This window comes from Streptomyces sp. NPDC048473 (assembly GCF_043200155.1).
GTDB lineage: Bacteria > Actinomycetota > Actinomycetes > Streptomycetales > Streptomycetaceae > Streptomyces.
Genome location: NZ_JBICXE010000012.1, coordinates 177,498 through 193,195 on the forward strand (window position 1 = coordinate 177,498; position 15,698 = coordinate 193,195).

Sequence of the window (15,698 nt, forward strand, 5' to 3'; positions counted from 1 at the left end):
CAGCCGGCGGCGCGAAGTACCGAGGCGCGGCCGAGGGGTGTCGGGGAGCGGCTGCGCGTCTATCCGGGTTCGGCCAGGTCGGCGAGCGTGGACAGCCTTACCGGGCAGGCCAGCGGGCGCCGGTCGGGGCCGTCCGGCTCTTCGCCCGTGCTGCGTCCGCTGCCGTGCGCGTCGGCCAGTTCACGGACGGCGAATCCGCAGGTCCGGCCCTGGCACCATCCCATTCCGGCCCGGGTGAGCAGTTTGACGGTCCTGGTGTCACCGGCTCCGAGCTCCTCGCACGCGGTACGGATCCGGCCCGCGGTGACCTCTTCGCAACGGCAGACCTCCGTGTCGCCGGTCAGCCATTCGCTCCACCCCGCCCCCGGCCGGTGCACGGCTCCCATCAACGCGGCAAAGGCCCGCAGACGGCGTCGGGAACGACGCAGAGCGACTGCTCTGCGCGCCGCTGCCCGCGGCACACTGCCCCGTATCTCGCGAATGACCGATAGCGCGGCCAACTCTCCTTCACAAAGGGCGAGTTCGACGCCGCCGATGCCACCGGTCTCTCCCGCCGCCCAGACGCCCGGCACGGTGGTCCCGAGCTGCTCGTCGAGGGTGACCGCATGCGTACCGTCCGCGCACACGCGCGTACCGCAGCCCGCCGCCACGGCGAGTTCCAGCTGAGGAACGAGCCCGTGTCCGACGGCGAGGGCATCGCAGGCGATCTTGCGGCCGGTCCCCGGCACGGGACGCCACCGGCGGTCGACCCGGCTGACGGTCACCGCCTCCACCCGGTCGTCGCCGTGCACGTCCGTGACTGCCCGGTGCGTCAGCACGCGAACTCCGGCGCCGGTCAGTGCCGCCCCGTACCGGACCCCTTCCGCCATCTTGCCGGGGTTGGCGGCCAGCACCCGGGGAGCACGCGCGTACGCCCCGTAACCGGATGCTTCGATGAGTGCGGGAACGCTCGCACCGGCGCGCGTCAGCGAGAGGGCGACGGCTTGCAGAAGCGGGCCACTCCCCGCGACCACGATCCGGCGGCCGGGCAGCACCAGGCCGGACTTGAGCATGGCCTGGGCGCCGGCCGCGCTCACCACGCCCGGAAGTGTCCAGCCGGGGAAGGGAAGTTGACGTTCATGGGCACCCGTCGCCAGCAGCAGTCGGCGGGCCCGGACAGCGCAACGGTGATCCCCTTCGGCTCCGGTGACGGCGTGCAGGATCCAGTCGCCGCCACCGGCTCGTTCGACCGTCCACACCTGGTGGTTGGAAAGATGACGGATCGAGCCGGAGCCGCGGTGCGCGGCAAATTGTGCGGAGAGTTCAGCGAAGACGGGCCAGCCGTGGTGGAGGGCGCCGGGCCGGGTGGCGCCGAGCCCGTCGGCCGGGCTGCGGTAGTACTGTCCACCGGGCGTGACGGCCGAGTCCAGCAGAACCACGTCGAGCCCGTGATCGGCCGCGGTGACGGCTGCGGCCAGGCCGGCCGGTCCCGCGCCCACCACGGCGAGTCCGGCGCAGTCCGCGTCACTTGGGCGGCATTCATCTGCCGAGTGCGGCATGCCCGTCGCCCTCCTGTGTGGTGACGGCGTCGCCGGGGCGGGCGGGAAGCAGGCATGCGCGCTGGTTCGGCCGGCCGTTGACCGTGGCCAGGCAGTCGTAGCAGGCACCGATGCCGCAGAAGGCTCCCCGCGGCCGGCCGTGGATCCGAGTGGTGCGCCAGGTAAGGATGCCCGCCGACCAGAGGGCCGCGGCGATGCTCTGGCCCGGCAGTCCACGGATCGGGCGCCCGTCGAGGGTCAGCTGGAATTCCGGTTCGGGCTGGGCCGCGACGAGCTCGGCCGGGGTACGTGCACGGGTACGTCTCACAGGGTCCTCTCCTGGGGCACACGAGCCCCCTCCGCAGTCATGTGACATGGCACGTGGTGTCGAACCGGTCCGGGGCGAACGGTCCGAGATCGAGCACCGGCTGCCGCCCGGCGATCGCGTCGGCGATCAGCAGTCCGGTCGCGGGGGCCAGCCCGATCCCGGCTCCTTCATGGCCGCAGGCGTGGAAGAGCCCTGGCACCCGGGGGTCCGGGCCGATCGCCGGCAGATGATCGGGCAGGTAGGGACGGAACCCGTGGTAGGCGCGCATCACCCGCACATCCGCCAGTACGGGGAAGAGAGCGGCGGCCTGGGAAGCCAGCCGGGCGATCACCGGAACCGACAACGTCCGGTCGAAGCCGACCCGTTCGCGGCTGGCCCCGATCAGCACCGGCCCCGACGGGGTTCCCTCCACCACGGGCGAGGTCTGCAGCGCCGCGGACCCGCTCGACACATCGGCCACGTACTCCGCGGCATAGACCTTGTGCCGGATCAGCCGCGGCAACGGCTCGGTGACGAGCACGAACCCCCTGCGCGGCAGGACCGGCAGGTCCACCCCGGCCATTGCGGCCAGGTCACCGCCCCAGGTGCCCGCCGCGTTGACGACCATCGGGGCGCGCAGTTCACTCCGTGCGGTGCGCACCCCGCGTACCGCACCCTTCCGGTCCCTGAGTATCCCGACGACTTCCTCCCCCGGGCACAGGCGTGCTCCGGAGCGGCTGGCTGCCCGTAACAACTCGGCTGCCGCCAGAGCTGGTTGAACCTGCGCGTCTTGCGGGTAGTGGCAGCCTCCGGCAAGGTGCGGTGCGAGGTGAGGCTCGACATCGCGGAGCCGGTCGGATGTGACGTGGTACGCCTCGACTCCGGCTCCTCGCTGGTCGGCGGCCGTCGTCGACAGGGTGGTCAAGGATTCCTCGGACGCCGCTACGACCAGGCCGCCCTTGCTCTCGTACTCGATGTCCGAAGAAAGTTCTTCCGACAGTTGGCTCCACAAGGAGGCGGAGACCAGAGCCAGTTCCAGTTCGGGTCCTGGCATCTTGTCGGAGACCAGGAGGTTGCCCTCTCCGGCTCCGGTAGTGCCTCCGGCGACCGGGCCGCGGTCGACGACGGCTACGGACAGTCCGGACCGGGAGGCGTAATAGGCGCAGGCGGCACCGACCACTCCGGCCCCGACGATGACGACATCCAGGGGCTGTCTCATGAGCACGACAGTAATATGTCACATTGCTTTGAGGCCGCCAAGGGTGCGTACAGGGCCGGTTGATCAACCATCACCCCCTCGCACCGCTCGCAGGGGTGCCGGTTGCGCCGCCGGGGAAGTGGAGCCAAGGACACCCCAAGGCGCCGACCCCGAGGAGCCGTGATGCACGACGACCGCACCCTGGTGGAGGACCGCCTCGAAAGGGCCCTTCACCAGTTCATCCGTCCCGCCAAGTACCCGGCACGGACCCCGCTCGCCCTCTCCGTCCGGCACATCCCCGGCGAACCCGTACCGGTGGCTCAGGCACTGGAGGGAACGTACGAGCCGTTCAGCACAGGTACGGAGTGGGGGAAGCCGTGGTCCACCAGCTGGTTCCGGTTGGAGGGGACGGTGCCCGAGGATTGGGCGGGGCGGCGCGTCGAGGTGGTCGTCGACCCGGGCTTCTCCGGTCAGGGGCCCGGATTCCAGGCCGAGGGGATGCTGTATGACACCGCGGGCATCCCGCTCAAGGGCATCCATCCGCGCAATCGGCATCTGACGGTCGCGTCCCCGGCCGCCGGCGGCGAGCCGGTCTCGCTGCTCCTGGAGGCGGCGGCCAACCCGGCAGTTCTGGAGCACGGCTTCGCGCCGACGCCGCTCGGGGACGTACTGACCGCTGGTGACCGGCCCCTCTACCGGTTCGCTTCCGCGGACCTCGCTGTGCTGGACGAAGAGGTCTGGCATCTCGTTCTGGACATCGAGGTGCTCTCCGAGCTGATGCGGGAACTGCCCGTCGACCGTTCGCGGCGGTACGAGATCCTGCGGTCGCTGGAACGCATGCTCGATGCGCTGGATCTGCACGATGTGGCGGGCACGGCGCGAGCCGGCCGGGACCGGCTGGCCGATGCGCTGTCCCGCCCGGCGTCGGCCAGCGCGCACCGGATCTCGGCCGCCGGTCATGCGCACATCGACTCGGCGTGGCTGTGGCCGCTGCGCGAGACGGTGCGGAAGGCCTCGCGCACCTTCGCCAATGTCACCGCGCTGGCCCAGGACTATCCGGAGCTGGTCTTCGCCGCGTCGCAGGCCCAGCAGTACGCCTGGGTGAAGGAGCATCAGCCGCACATCTGGGAGCGGATCAAGCAGGCCGTGGCGGACGGGCAGTGGGCGCCCGTGGGTTCTATGTGGGTGGAGTCCGATGCCAATATGCCGGGCGGTGAGGCGCTGGCCCGGCAGATCGTGCACGGCAAGCGGTTCTTCGAGCAGGAACTGGGGGTGGAGACGGAGGAGATCTGGCTACCGGACTCCTTCGGCTACACGGCCGCCTTCCCGCAGCTGGCGCGGCTGGCGGGGGTGAAATGGTTCCTGACGCAGAAGCTGTCCTGGAACCAGAGCAATAAAATGCCACATCACACCTTCTGGTGGGAGGGCATCGACGGGACCAGGGTCTTCACTCACTTCCCGCCCGTGGACACCTACAACGCGCAGTTCCATGGCCGCGAACTCGCTCACGCTGAACGGAACTTCGCGGAGAAGGGGCTGGCGACCCGTTCCCTCGTCCCGTTCGGCTGGGGTGACGGCGGGGGCGGACCGACCCGCGAGATGTTGGAGAAGGCGCGCAGGCTCAGGGATCTGGAGGGTTCGCCGCGGGTCGAGATCGAGAGGCCGTCGGCGTTCTTCGCGGCGGCCGAGGAGGAGTACGGGTCGCAGGCACCGGTCTGGTCGGGCGAGCTGTATCTGGAGCTGCACCGGGCCACGTACACCACCCAGGCCAAGACCAAGCAGGGCAACCGCCGCAGCGAACACCTGCTCCGGGAAGCCGAGTTGTGGGCCACCACGGCGGCGCTGCGGACTCCCGGCCACCGTTATCCGTACGAGGCGCTGGACCGGCTGTGGAAGACGGTGCTGCTGCATCAGTTCCATGACATCCTGCCGGGCTCGTCGATCGCGTGGGTGCACCGGGAGGCACGCGAGACATACGAAAGGGTGCGGGAGGAACTGGCCGATCTGGTGGCGGACGCGGTGGCGGCGCTGGGTGGGGCCGAGGGTCTGGTGGCGCTCAACTCATCGCCGTACCACCGGAGTCAGGTGATCGAGCTGGACGCCGAGGCGAGCGCGGTGCTGCCCTCCGGCGCGCATGTGCAGCCGCTGGGCGGCGGGCGTGCGGCGGTGCTGGCCGAGACACCCGGGCTGGGCGCCGGTCTGCTGGACGGCTCGGCGGTTCCGGAGCACGCGGTCACGGCGACCGGGTCGGCGGGCAAGTCGGCAAGCGGCTCGGCGGGCGAGGAATTCGTACTCGACAATGGGCTGTTGCGGGTCACGGTCGACGGCGACGGGTTGATCGCCGCCGTCCGCGATCTCGGCGCGGGGCGGGACGTCCTCGCCCCCGGTCACCGGGCCAACCTCCTCCAGCTGCACCCGGATCATCCCAATCACTGGGACGCCTGGGACATCGACCGCCACTACCGCCGTACCCGCACCGATCTCATCGCAGCCGACTCCGTTGAACTGATCGAGGAGGGGCCGTTGCGGGCCGCCGTTCGTGTGATGCGGTCGTTCGGGGCATCGCGCATCGTGCAGGAGATCCGGCTGGCGGCGGGAAGCCGGCAGATCGACATCGACACCGAGGTGGACTGGCAGGAGTCGGAGAAGGTCCTCAAGGTGTCGTTCCCGCTCGATGTGCACGCCGAACGGTCCACGGCCGAGATCCAGTTCGGGCACATCCACCGCCCCACACACGACAACACCGGCTGGGACGCGGCCCGTTTCGAGATCTGCGCGCACCGCTGGCTGCGGGTCGGCGAGCCGGGTTACGGGGTCGCGGTGCTCAACGACTCGACGTACGGGCACGAGGTGACCCGGACCCCGCACGATTCGGGTCTCGGCACGACCGTACGGCTGACGCTGCTGCGCGCCCCGCACAGCCCGGATCCGGAGACCGACCTCGGCACGCACCGGTTCCGGTATGCGCTGGCGCCCGGGGCGGAGGTCACGGACGCGGTACGTGAGGGGCTCGCGCTCAACCTGCCGTTGCGGGCGGCGGTGGCCCCCGCGGTGCCGTCGCTGATCACCACCGGGCATCCGGCGGTCACGGTGGAGTCGGTGAAGCTCGCCGAGGACCGCAGCGGCGATGTGATCGTGCGGCTGTACGAGTCGGCGGGCGGCCGGGCCGAGGCCGCGCTCCGGGTCGCCTTCCCCGTCGCACGGGCTGAGATCACCGACCTGTTGGAGCGGCCGCTGCACGAGGCGACGCCCGGTGAGCACGGTCTCGCACTGGCGCTGCGGCCGTTCCAGATCCTGACGGTGCGACTGTCCCCGGCGTGAGCGAACGCCCCGCCCCATTCCTCGGCCGGTTCAGGGGCGGGGCACGTTCCGCAGGTTGGAGCGGGCCATCTGGACCATCCGGCCGACTCCGCCGTCCAGCACGATCTTGCTGGCGGAGAGCGCGAATCCGGTCACCATCTCCGCGCTGATCCTCGGCGGGATGGAGAGCGCATTGGGGTCGGTGACGACATCGACGAGCGCCGGGCCCTTGTGCTTGAAGGCGTCCTTGAGGGCGCTTTCGAGCTGCTTGGGCTTCTCCACCCGTACGCCGTACGCCCCGGCGGCCCGGGCGACCGCCGCGAAATCCGGGTTCTTGTTGGTCGTACCGAACGACGGAAGGCCGGCGACCAGCATCTCCAACTCGACCATGCCGAGCGAAGAGTTGTTGAACAGCACCACCTTCACCGGCAGGTCGTACTGCACCAGGGTGAGGAAGTCGCCCATCAGCATGGTGAATCCGCCGTCGCCGGACATCGACACCACCTGCCGGTTCCGGTCGGTGAACTGGGCGCCGATGGCCTGCGGCAGCGCGTTGGCCATCGAGCCGTGGCTGAACGAACCGATGACGCGACGCTTGCCGTTGGGTGAGAGATAGCGGGCGGCCCAGACATTGCACATACCGGTGTCGACGGTGAACACGGCGTCGTCGTCCGCCAGATCGTCCAGCACCGAGGCGACGTACTCGGGGTGGATCGGGATGTGCTTCTCGACCTTGCGGGTGTACGCCTTGACCACGCCCTCCAGCGCGTCGGCGTGTTTCTTCAGCATCCGGTCAAGGAACTTGCGGTCGGTTTTTGTCTTGACCCGCGGGGTCAGACAGCGCAGCGTCTCGCGGACATCGCCCCAGACCGCGAGATCCAGCTTGGATCGGCGGCCGAGGTGCTCGGGACGCACATCGACCTGGACGATCTTCACATCGCTGGGAAGGAAGGCGTTGTACGGGAAATCGGTGCCGAGCAGGATGAGGAGATCGCACTCGTTGGTCGCCTCGTAGGCGGCGCCGTAGCCGAGCAGTCCGCTCATGCCGACGTCGTACGGATTGTCGTACTGGATCCATTCCTTACCACGCAGCGCATGCCCGACCGGGGCCTTCACCCGCTCGGCGAACTCCATCACCTCGGCGTGGGCACCCGCCGTGCCGCTGCCGCAGAACAATGTCACGCGTTTCGCCTCGTCGACCATCCGGCAGAGCTTCTCGATCTCCTCGTCACCGGGCCGTACCGTCGGCCGCGAGGTGACCAGGGCGTGCTCGATCGACTTCTCCGGGGCCGGCTGCGATGCAATGTCACCCGGCATCGCGACGACGCTGACCCCGCCTCGGCCGATCGCGTGCTGAATGGCCGTCTGCAGCAGCCGCGGCATCTGCTGTGGGTTGGAAATCATCTCGTTGTAGTGACTGCACTCCTGGAAGAGCAGCTCCGGATGGGTCTCCTGGAAGTAGCCGAGACCGATCTCGCTCGAAGGGATGTGCGAGGCGAGGGCGAGAACGGGCGCCATGGACCGGTGTGCGTCATAGAGGCCGTTGATGAGGTGCAGATTGCCGGGGCCGCAGGATCCGGCGCAGGCCGCCAGCGAGCCGGTGATCTGGGCCTCGGCTCCGGCGGCGAACGCGGCGGTCTCCTCGTGCCTGACCTGGATCCAGTCGATGGCCGAATTGCGTCGGATGGCGTCGACGACCGGGTTGAGGCTGTCGCCGACGACGCCGTACATACGCTTGACGCCCGCCCGGACGAGGATGTCGACGAACTGCTCCGACACGTTCTGTTTGGCCATGGGTGCGTACCCTTTCCGCGCTTCGGCTTCCGGACTTCGCATCCATCAACCCATGACGCGCGTGGTTACGCCTCCCAGACGCCGGCGCTCGTACGGTCGTCGGAGTAGCCCTTCACCCTGAGCTGGGTGTCCGCGAGGAACGTCGCGAGCCCGGGTGCCTCGTCGTGGGCCCAGCGATCGGCGAGCTCCCGGGCCAGATCGGGCTCGCCGCGCAGCGGTTCGGCGAGGCCGGTGCTGCACAGCAGCAGCGTGTCGCCCGGCCGGGCCACCGAGGCCCGGAACCGGAACGGTTCGGCGGGCGGGGCGAGCGGGCTCTCGGCATGCGGGGACGGGGGCGTGCTGATGCCCAGATCCCTGGTGAGGTGGTCGCCGTCGGGACCGCTCCCGGGGGACGGGGACGGGGATCCGAATCCGACCACGGCTTCACCGCTGACGTCACCGGCTTCCGGAATCTCCGGTTCGAGGTCCCGCCACGCTCCGTCGCGCAGCCGGAAGAGCCCACCGGCGCCGACGCCGAAGAAGACCCTGGTACGGCAGTCGGGGTCTGCCGACAGCAGGAGGCAGCGCAGGCCGGCCGTGTACTGCTGCGGTTGGAGTCCCAGCTCGGCGGCTCGGGCGCGCAGCTTGCCGTAGCTGCGGTCGGTGAGCCGATGCAGGCCGGATTTGAGGTCACCGCGGTGGCCGGCCCTTATGTCCTCGGAGAGCCGGACATGGCTGCGGCCGACGGCACCGCCGATCCAGCGGCAGGCGTCGGCCGCCGCCAGATGTGCCCGCTCGGTGGCGCGGGCTCCGGTGGCGACGGCGACCAGGACGAGCGCGCTCCTGTCGGTGCCGAAGCGCACGGTGAGCAGCGCATCGCGGCGGGGCTCGCCCCGGAACCGCGCGGAGTCTCCGCGCACGGAGGCGGCGCGCAGGGTGTACGTGCCGTACCGGGCGCCGTCGAGCACGGTGTCGGCGACGAGACCGTCCAGCTCCTGGGGGACGGTGGCGGGCAGCGCGGTGGGCTCGGCGTCATAGGTGGGCGGCCGGTCACCCACATGGCCGATCACGGGGCGGAGTGGAGCGGGTGCGGGTGCGGGTGCGGGTGCGGGTGCGGGTGCGGGTGCGGGTGCGGGTGCGGGTGCGGGTGCGGGTGCGGTTAAGCGTTCGGGCTCGGGTGCAGGTGCCTGTGCGGTGACCGTGGTCACGGGGGCTTGCGGGGCGGCGGGTCTCTCACCGGCCGGCCGCCTGGGCAGAGGCGGCACCGGCGCGGACGCCCCATCGGCGACGGGTGGCTCGGGCGACGGTTCAGCCCCCGACAACAGGTCAGGGACGGCCGGAGGACCGGCCGGAACCGGCGGTGCGGCAAAGGTGCGCGGCTGCGACGGACGTCCCGGGGACGTCCCCGGGACGCGTACGGCCGCAACAGGCGGCTCCCACGGAGCACGCACCCGCAGGGGCTCAGGCACCACCGGCGCAGACGGCGGAGGCGGAGGCCCGGATGGCGCGACCGGCGCGGACGGCGGAGACGGAGGCCCGGCCACCTCCCCCGGTGCGTCCACCACCTGCGGTTCAGAGACCTCCCCCAGTGCATCCGTCACCCAAGGCACCCCGGCCCCGTCAAACCCCCCGCGCCCGCCCGGACTCACCGCGTCCGATGCCGAGTGGAAGCGGTCGTCGAGGCTGTCGGCCGCGTTGCTCGCCCCGGTGTCCCTCGCGGTCTCGTCGTACAGCCTGCGCCACCAGTCGTCCTCGTGGGCGGCGGGCCTCTCCCCCTGCTGACTCATGCCCTTATTGTCCACCGCAGGGGCCGTACGAAAACGGGTCATCCGGAAATAGTGGCCATGAAAAAGGTCCGCCGGGCGGCCCCACCCCCCACGGGAAGGACGCCCGGCGGACCGGTCAGGTCGTGATCAGCGCACGGCGTAAGCGTCGTTCACGGTCTGGATGACGGAGTTGCCGTTGGCGTCCGTCAGTTCGGTCTTCAGGGTGACCGGCTTGCCGGCCGCGCCCGCGTGGTTCACGGTCGCGGTCCAGTGGCCGCCCTGCTGCGCGGTGGTGGCCTGGGTCCAGGTCTCGCCACCGTCGTACGAGTAGGAGACCTTGGCGGCGACCAGCTTGCCGGGCGTGTAGCCCGCGTGGCCGGTGACGCTCAGGCCGATCGTCCGACCGTCCTTCGCCGGAAGGGTCTTGAGCCCGTCGGTCTCCAGGTCGTAGCCCGGGAAGAGCAGCGGGATCCCCTGCGAGTACACGTTCTCGTCCCGCTTCGAGCGGAACTTCCAGGTGGTCTCGGTGTGGGTGGACCGCTTCCACACGGCGGCGGGCTGACCGGACTTGAAGGTCTCCATGGTGAGTTCGTACGCGGCGTCCTCGGCCGGGACGGTGAACACCCCGGACGGCCAGCCGGACTCGCCCAGCACCTGACCATCGCTGGTCAGCCGCATGCTGCCGAGGTCTCCGAAGGAGCCCTGCTGACCAGCGTGCTCGGTGTCGCTCCAGAAGCCCGGGGCGACGCCGATCAGGTTGTCCTGCCGCTCGGCGGCGAGCAGGACCTTGCCCTCGGCGTCACGCGGAGCGGCCGGGCCCGGGATACCCCGGTACCAGTTCTCCGTACGCTTGGAGCCTGCCGTGTACGTACGGGACGGGTCGGACATGGTCTCGCCCCAGGGGAAGCTGGAGGAGAGGTACCGCTCCCAGCCGGTGTCGCCCGCCGAGTAGTACTCGGTGCGCTTGCCCGGGACGGCGACGGTGTCGAAGGAACCGGCGGAGTAGCGTCCGCCGTACGGCCGGTTGAAGACCAGCGAGTCGACGTAGTCGGCCGCGACACCCATCGCCTCGTACGTGGCGGTGGACTTGCCGAGCTTGCTGTCACGGACCTTGTACGTACGGTCCGAGGTGACCGGGCCGGTCTCGGGGAAACCGAGGTTGTAGACGAACGGGCTGGCGGCGGTGCCCTTCCAGCGCAGCGTCACGGGGCCGTCGGCCAGGGCGGTCTTCAGGCCGGCGGCCTCACTCGCCTCGATTCCGAGGGAGGGCACCGGCGCCGAACCGTAGCCGACGGACGGCAGCCAGGGTCCCGCGGACGGCCGGTACGCGATGATCGCCTTTGCTCCGGCGGCCTTGGCGTCCCGCGCCTGGACGGCCATCAGGCCGTCGTCGGCGATCTTGACCAGCGCGATCCTGCCCGTGACATCGGCCGCCTTCAGCTCGGCGGGGGTGCCGGTGCCCGCGTCGACGAGCGCGGCCTCGCCCGTACCGTCGAGGTTGACGGAGCCGGTGCTCGCCGGCTGCGCGTGCAGTTCGGCGCCGCCGACGACCGAGAGCTTCTCGAGCTGCGGAGCGTACGCACGCCAGTAGCTGGCGAACTCGAAGTCGCCGTCACTCGCCTTGCCCTCGACGTCGACCAGGTAGTTCTTGATGGCGCGGCTGCCGGAGATGGAACCCGAGTGCAGCCAGGTGTTGTCCCAGCTGCGGCCGAAGGTGAGCGTCGTGGAGCGGCTCTCGGACTTGCGGTCCTCGGTCCGCACCTGCACCCGATGAGCCCTGCGGGCGTCCAGTACCAGGGTGGTGTCCTTGGTGACGTTCAGCTGCGGCCTGGCGAGGTAGCCGACGGACTCGACCATCCTGCCGGTGGTGTCCTTCAGGTCCGGCGACGTGATGAAGCTGGAGACGAAGTACGCGCCGGGGCGCACCTGGTAGACCTGGTCGGTGGCGCCGTCGTTGAAGCGGCGTTCACCGCCGGCGGTGTCGGTGCCGATGACGTCCAGCGAGGAGGAGCCCGCGGCGGGCTTGCCGGTGCGGTCGACGAGCTTGACGCGCAGGGTGACGGTCTCCGGTCCGACGTACATTGAGAACGGGGTGGAGACCTTCACGTCGCCGGGCCCGGTGGCGAGCACGCGTCCGGTGACATCGCCGTACTGGGATGCCTTCAGCTTCGCGGTCGGGTCGATCTCCAGCGGGACCTTGACGGTGGCTCCGGCCGGGACGGTGACGGTGCTCGCGTCGAGCTTCGCGACCGAGGAGCGGACGTCCGAGCCGTCGTTGCCGGTGACGCCCTGGACCTTCAGCGACAGCTTCACCGGCTCGGTGCCGGAGTTGGTGTACGGGACGTCGACCGTGGTGCGGTCGCTCTTGTCCTGTGGCCAGTTGAAGGTGCCGCCCTGGACGGCGGGAGCGCCGACGACGGTGGTGTCGATGGCGGCCTTCACGTCGAGGCGGCCGCCGCCGGTCTCGCGTACGTCGCCGGGGATGTCGCTCTTCGCGGACGACACGAGGGCCGCCTTGATCTGCTGAGCGGTCCAGTCCGGGTGACGCTGCTTCACGATGGCTGCGGCGCCCGCGACATGCGGGGTGGCCATCGACGTACCGGACATCGTCTGGTAGGCGTAGACGCCGCGGCCGCCTGCTGCGGCGGCCGAGATGTTGACGCCGGGAGCGGTGATCTCGGGCTTGAGAGTGTGCGATCCGATCACGGGTCCGCGGCTGGAGAAGGAGGCCGTGGAGTCGTCACGGTCGACGGCGCCGACGGTCAGCACGCTCGGGGCGCAGCCCGGCGAGGAGACCGTGTTGAGCGTGGGGCCGGAGTTGCCGGCCGCGATCACGAACAGGGTGTTCTTGCTCTGGGCGAGTTCCTCGGCGGCGACGCTCATCGGGTCGGTGCAGTCGGTCGGCGTCGGGCTGCCGAGGCTCATGGAGACGACGTCGGCCTTCTGGTCGACGGCCCACTGCATACCGGCGATGATCCAGGACTCGGCGCCGGAGCCGCTGTCGTTGAGGACCTTGCCCGCGAGCAGGTCGGCGCCGGGGGCGACGCCCTTCTTCTTGCCGTCGCTGGCCGCGCCGGTGCCGCCCACGGTGGAGATGGTGTGGGTGCCGTGGCCCTGCCGGTCGTCGGTGGTGTCGGAGTCGGTGAAGTTCTCCGAGGCAGCGATCCGGCCCTTGAGATCGGGGTGCTCGGCGTCGACACCGGTGTCGAGCACGGCGACCTTGGTGCCCTTGCCGTCGTATCCGGCGGCCCAGGCGAGGTCGGCGCCGATCTGCTTGGTCGACTTGTCGAGAGTGGCCTGAACCTTGCGGTCGAGCCAGAGCTTCTTCAGACCGGAGGCCGAACGGGAACGGGTGTTGGTGACGTCCGACCAGAAGTCGGCGGCCTTCGTCTTGTCCGCCTTGAGCGCCACGCCGTCGATCGCGTCGAGCGCGAGCCCGCGCTTCGCGCCGCGCGGGGTGGCGGGCGCGGAGCGGGCCACGTCCTTGCCGTAGACGGCGATCAGCGGGAGCGACTTGGTGCTCGCGTCGTCGTAGCCCTGGCGGATGAGTCCGGTGACGTTGAAGAGTTCCTTGTCGACCGTGCCCGCGGCCAGCGCGTCGGCGGCGGTGTCGGGGTAGACGTAGAGGTCCTTGCCGGACTGCCTGGTCTGTACGAGGGGGACAGTGCCGTCCTCGCGCGGCAGTGCGGTGACCGATGCGGCACCCGAACTGTCCGTGCTCACCAGGACCTTGTCACCGGTGACCAGGGTCACGGTGACCGGTTTACCCTCCTTGGCGTCGGCGGCCGCACTGCCGGTCAGTGGTCTCTTCGCGGTCGTGTCGTCCTGCGGCGCTGCCGCGGACGGTGCGATCGCAGTGACGGCCAGGACGGCGGCGGTGGCCGCTCCCAGTGCCGTACGCGATATCGGACGCATCGCTCTCCCCAAGTGAAACCGGAATACCTATGAACAAACCGCGGCATTCCGGAGGTTGTTGGTACTGCGGTGGCGCCACATTGGCAGAGCGACGGGCGATAAAGGGATGATGTACAGGGCGGGTTTACGCCGTGGCCGCTTTCCGCCACGCCCGGGCGCCCGAAGACTGCGACATCGTGCGGAATCAATGCGTCCGGGAGGAGTCCGGTAATGCTGGGAGCCATAGGTCTCGACGAGATACAGGAGTCGGCGTACCGCGCGCTCGTGGTGGTGGGAGCCGCGGAGGTCTCCGATCTCGCGCACCGGCTGGCGCTTCCCGAATCGGACACCGAACGGGCGTTGCGCCGGCTGGAACAGCATGGGCTGGCCGCCCAGTCGTCGGCCCGCACGGGCCGTTGGGTGGCGGCGCCGCCGGGCGTGGCACTGGGTGCGCTGCTGACCCAGCAGCGCCATGAGCTGGAGCAGGCGGAGCTGGCGGCGGCGTTGCTCGCCGCGGATTACCGGGCGGAGGCCACCGATTCGGCCGTGCACGATCTGGTCGAGGTGGTCACGGGCGCGAGCGCGGTGGCGCACCGTTTCCACCAGTTGCAGCTGGGGGCGACGAGCGAGGTGTGCGCCCTGGTCACCGGGAAGCCGATCGCGGTGACCGGATTGGAGAACGAGTCCGAGGAGCAGGCCGCCACGCGCGGGGTGTTGTTCCGGGTGGTGGTCGAGCGCGAGGTGCTCGCGCTGCCGTCCGGGATCACGGAGCTGGCGGCCTCGCTGAGCCGTGACGAGCAGTGCCGGGTCGTCGACCGGGTGCCCACCAAGCTGATCATCGCCGACACGGCCCTGGCGATGGTGCCGCTGACCGGACGGGGCGCCGAACCCGCGGCGCTGGTGGTTCATGCCTCCGGGCTGCTGGAGTCACTGATGGGGCTCTTCGAGGCGGTGTGGCGCGATGCCATGCCGCTCAGGCTCGGCGAGAGCAGCCGGCTGGAGGAGGAGTCCACCGGGCCCGATGCGACGGACCTGGAGATTCTGTCGCTGCTGCTGGCCGGGCTGACGGACGCGAGCGTGGCGAAACAGCTGGAGCTGGGGCTGCGGACCGTACAGCGGCGGGTGAAGGGCCTGATGGAGCTGACGGGGGTGTCGACCCGGCTGCAGCTGGGCTGGCATGCGTACGAACGGGGCTGGGTGTCCCGGACACCACGGACCTGAACGAGGCCCCGCCGAATGCCCCGGTCCGGTGTTCCCGCCGCATCGTTACGGCTCCGAGCTGCACCGACGGTCCCCGAGCCGCGCTGACAGGCGGGACCGGCCGGACTCCGGCAGGCTGGTCAGATGGGTGTGTGGCAGCTCTTCGCCGTCGGCCTGGTCATGCTTCTCGGCCTGGTCGGTGTGCTGGTGCCGGGGGCGCCGGGGCAGGCGATCGTCTGGGCCGCCGTGCTGTGGTGGGCGCTGACCGATATGACTCCGGTCGCCTGGGGCGTACTCATAGGTGCCACCGCACTGCTGCTGCTGAACCAGGCGCTGAAGCCGTTGCTGCCGCCGCGCCGCCCCCGCGAGTCGGGTGCGCCGCGCAAGACGCTGATGCTGGGCGGGGCCGGCGCGATCGTGGGCTTCTTCGTGGTGCCGGTGGTGGGCGGGATCGCCGGATATGTGGGGGCGATCTACGGGGTGGAGCGGCTGCGGCTCGGCAGCCGCGGGGCGGGGTGGGCATCGGTCCGCTCGGTGATGCGGGCGACCGGCTATTCCGTGCTCGTCGAACTCTTCGCATGTCTGCTGGTGACGGGGGCCTGGCTGGGCGCGGTGATCTGGGCCTGACCTCCCCCGTCCTCCCTCCCCCTGACTATCTGGATGGATGCTGTCCAGATAGACGGAGACACATCGGATCTCTCCCGCTCTATTGACGCAAGGATGCCCCGTGCCTACCTTCCCTG

At 70.3% G+C, this 15,698-nt stretch carries 9 protein-coding genes; 3 read left to right on the forward strand and 6 right to left on the reverse strand.

Going from position 1 to position 15,698, the window contains the following annotated elements:
- Window positions 1–59: 59 nt before the first annotated feature.
- The 3 genes from ACGFU7_RS21415 to ACGFU7_RS21425 are packed head-to-tail and all read right to left on the reverse strand — an operon-like array spanning window position 60 to window position 3,049.
- Complete coding sequence (locus ACGFU7_RS21415) at window positions 60–1,538, reverse strand: NAD(P)/FAD-dependent oxidoreductase (RefSeq protein ID WP_393697584.1); 1,479 nt, start codon at window positions 1,536–1,538, stop codon at window positions 60–62.
- Window positions 1,519–1,845: a (2Fe-2S)-binding protein gene (locus ACGFU7_RS21420; RefSeq protein WP_393697585.1), complete on the reverse strand. Its 327-nt coding sequence runs from the start codon at window positions 1,843–1,845 to the stop codon at window positions 1,519–1,521. Before ACGFU7_RS21420 ends, ACGFU7_RS21415 begins: the two co-directional genes overlap by 20 nt.
- A gap of 37 nt (window positions 1,846–1,882) precedes the next feature.
- Window positions 1,883–3,049, reverse strand: coding sequence for an NAD(P)/FAD-dependent oxidoreductase (locus ACGFU7_RS21425; protein WP_393697586.1), 1,167 nt, complete (start codon window positions 3,047–3,049; stop codon window positions 1,883–1,885).
- A 156-nt stretch (window positions 3,050–3,205) separates the two neighbouring features.
- Here ACGFU7_RS21425 and ACGFU7_RS21430 point away from each other — a divergent pair, with 156 nt between their 5' ends.
- Window positions 3,206–6,343: an alpha-mannosidase gene (locus tag ACGFU7_RS21430; RefSeq protein WP_393697587.1), complete on the forward strand. Its 3,138-nt coding sequence runs from the start codon at window positions 3,206–3,208 to the stop codon at window positions 6,341–6,343.
- Window positions 6,344–6,373: 30 nt separating this feature from the next.
- On the opposite strand, the gene ACGFU7_RS21435 is transcribed toward ACGFU7_RS21430, so the two are convergent.
- The 3 genes from ACGFU7_RS21435 to ACGFU7_RS21445 form a co-directional block, all read right to left on the reverse strand.
- Window positions 6,374–8,116, reverse strand: a complete 1,743-nt coding sequence (locus tag ACGFU7_RS21435; RefSeq protein ID WP_393697588.1) for a pyruvate dehydrogenase — start codon at window positions 8,114–8,116, stop codon at window positions 6,374–6,376.
- 65 nt (window positions 8,117–8,181) lie between these two features.
- Window positions 8,182–9,882, reverse strand: a complete 1,701-nt coding sequence (locus ACGFU7_RS21440; RefSeq protein WP_393697589.1) for a protein phosphatase 2C domain-containing protein — start codon at window positions 9,880–9,882, stop codon at window positions 8,182–8,184.
- 126 nt (window positions 9,883–10,008) lie between these two features.
- Window positions 10,009–13,776: a S8 family serine peptidase gene (locus ACGFU7_RS21445; RefSeq protein ID WP_393697590.1), complete on the reverse strand. Its 3,768-nt coding sequence runs from the start codon at window positions 13,774–13,776 to the stop codon at window positions 10,009–10,011.
- 210 nt (window positions 13,777–13,986) lie between these two features.
- On the opposite strand from ACGFU7_RS21445, the gene ACGFU7_RS21450 reads away from it, so the two are divergent.
- Together ACGFU7_RS21450 and ACGFU7_RS21455 are read left to right on the forward strand one after the other, a co-directional pair.
- Window positions 13,987–14,976, forward strand: a complete 990-nt coding sequence (locus tag ACGFU7_RS21450; RefSeq protein ID WP_393697591.1) for a helix-turn-helix domain-containing protein — start codon at window positions 13,987–13,989, stop codon at window positions 14,974–14,976.
- A gap of 123 nt (window positions 14,977–15,099) precedes the next feature.
- Entirely contained in the window at window positions 15,100–15,582 is a 483-nt protein-coding gene (locus ACGFU7_RS21455; protein ID WP_393697592.1) for a DUF456 domain-containing protein, read from the forward strand.
- The last annotated feature ends 116 nt before the right edge of the window (window positions 15,583–15,698 follow it).

What these genes read in the sequence shown, in the direction of transcription:
- ACGFU7_RS21415 (WP_393697584.1), bottom strand. Translation starts at nt 1,538, where the DNA reads ATGCCGCACTCGGCAGATGAATGCCGCCCAAGTGACGCGGACTGCGCC.
- ACGFU7_RS21430 (WP_393697587.1), top strand. Translation starts at nt 3,206, where the DNA reads ATGCACGACGACCGCACCCTGGTGGAGGACCGCCTCGAAAGGGCCCTT.
- ACGFU7_RS21435 (WP_393697588.1), bottom strand. Translation starts at nt 8,116, where the DNA reads ATGGCCAAACAGAACGTGTCGGAGCAGTTCGTCGACATCCTCGTCCGG.
- ACGFU7_RS21440 (WP_393697589.1), bottom strand. Translation starts at nt 9,882, where the DNA reads ATGAGTCAGCAGGGGGAGAGGCCCGCCGCCCACGAGGACGACTGGTGG.
- ACGFU7_RS21445 (WP_393697590.1), bottom strand. Translation starts at nt 13,776, where the DNA reads ATGCGTCCGATATCGCGTACGGCACTGGGAGCGGCCACCGCCGCCGTC.
- ACGFU7_RS21450 (WP_393697591.1), top strand. Translation starts at nt 13,987, where the DNA reads ATGCTGGGAGCCATAGGTCTCGACGAGATACAGGAGTCGGCGTACCGC.
- ACGFU7_RS21455 (WP_393697592.1), top strand. Translation starts at nt 15,100, where the DNA reads ATGGGTGTGTGGCAGCTCTTCGCCGTCGGCCTGGTCATGCTTCTCGGC.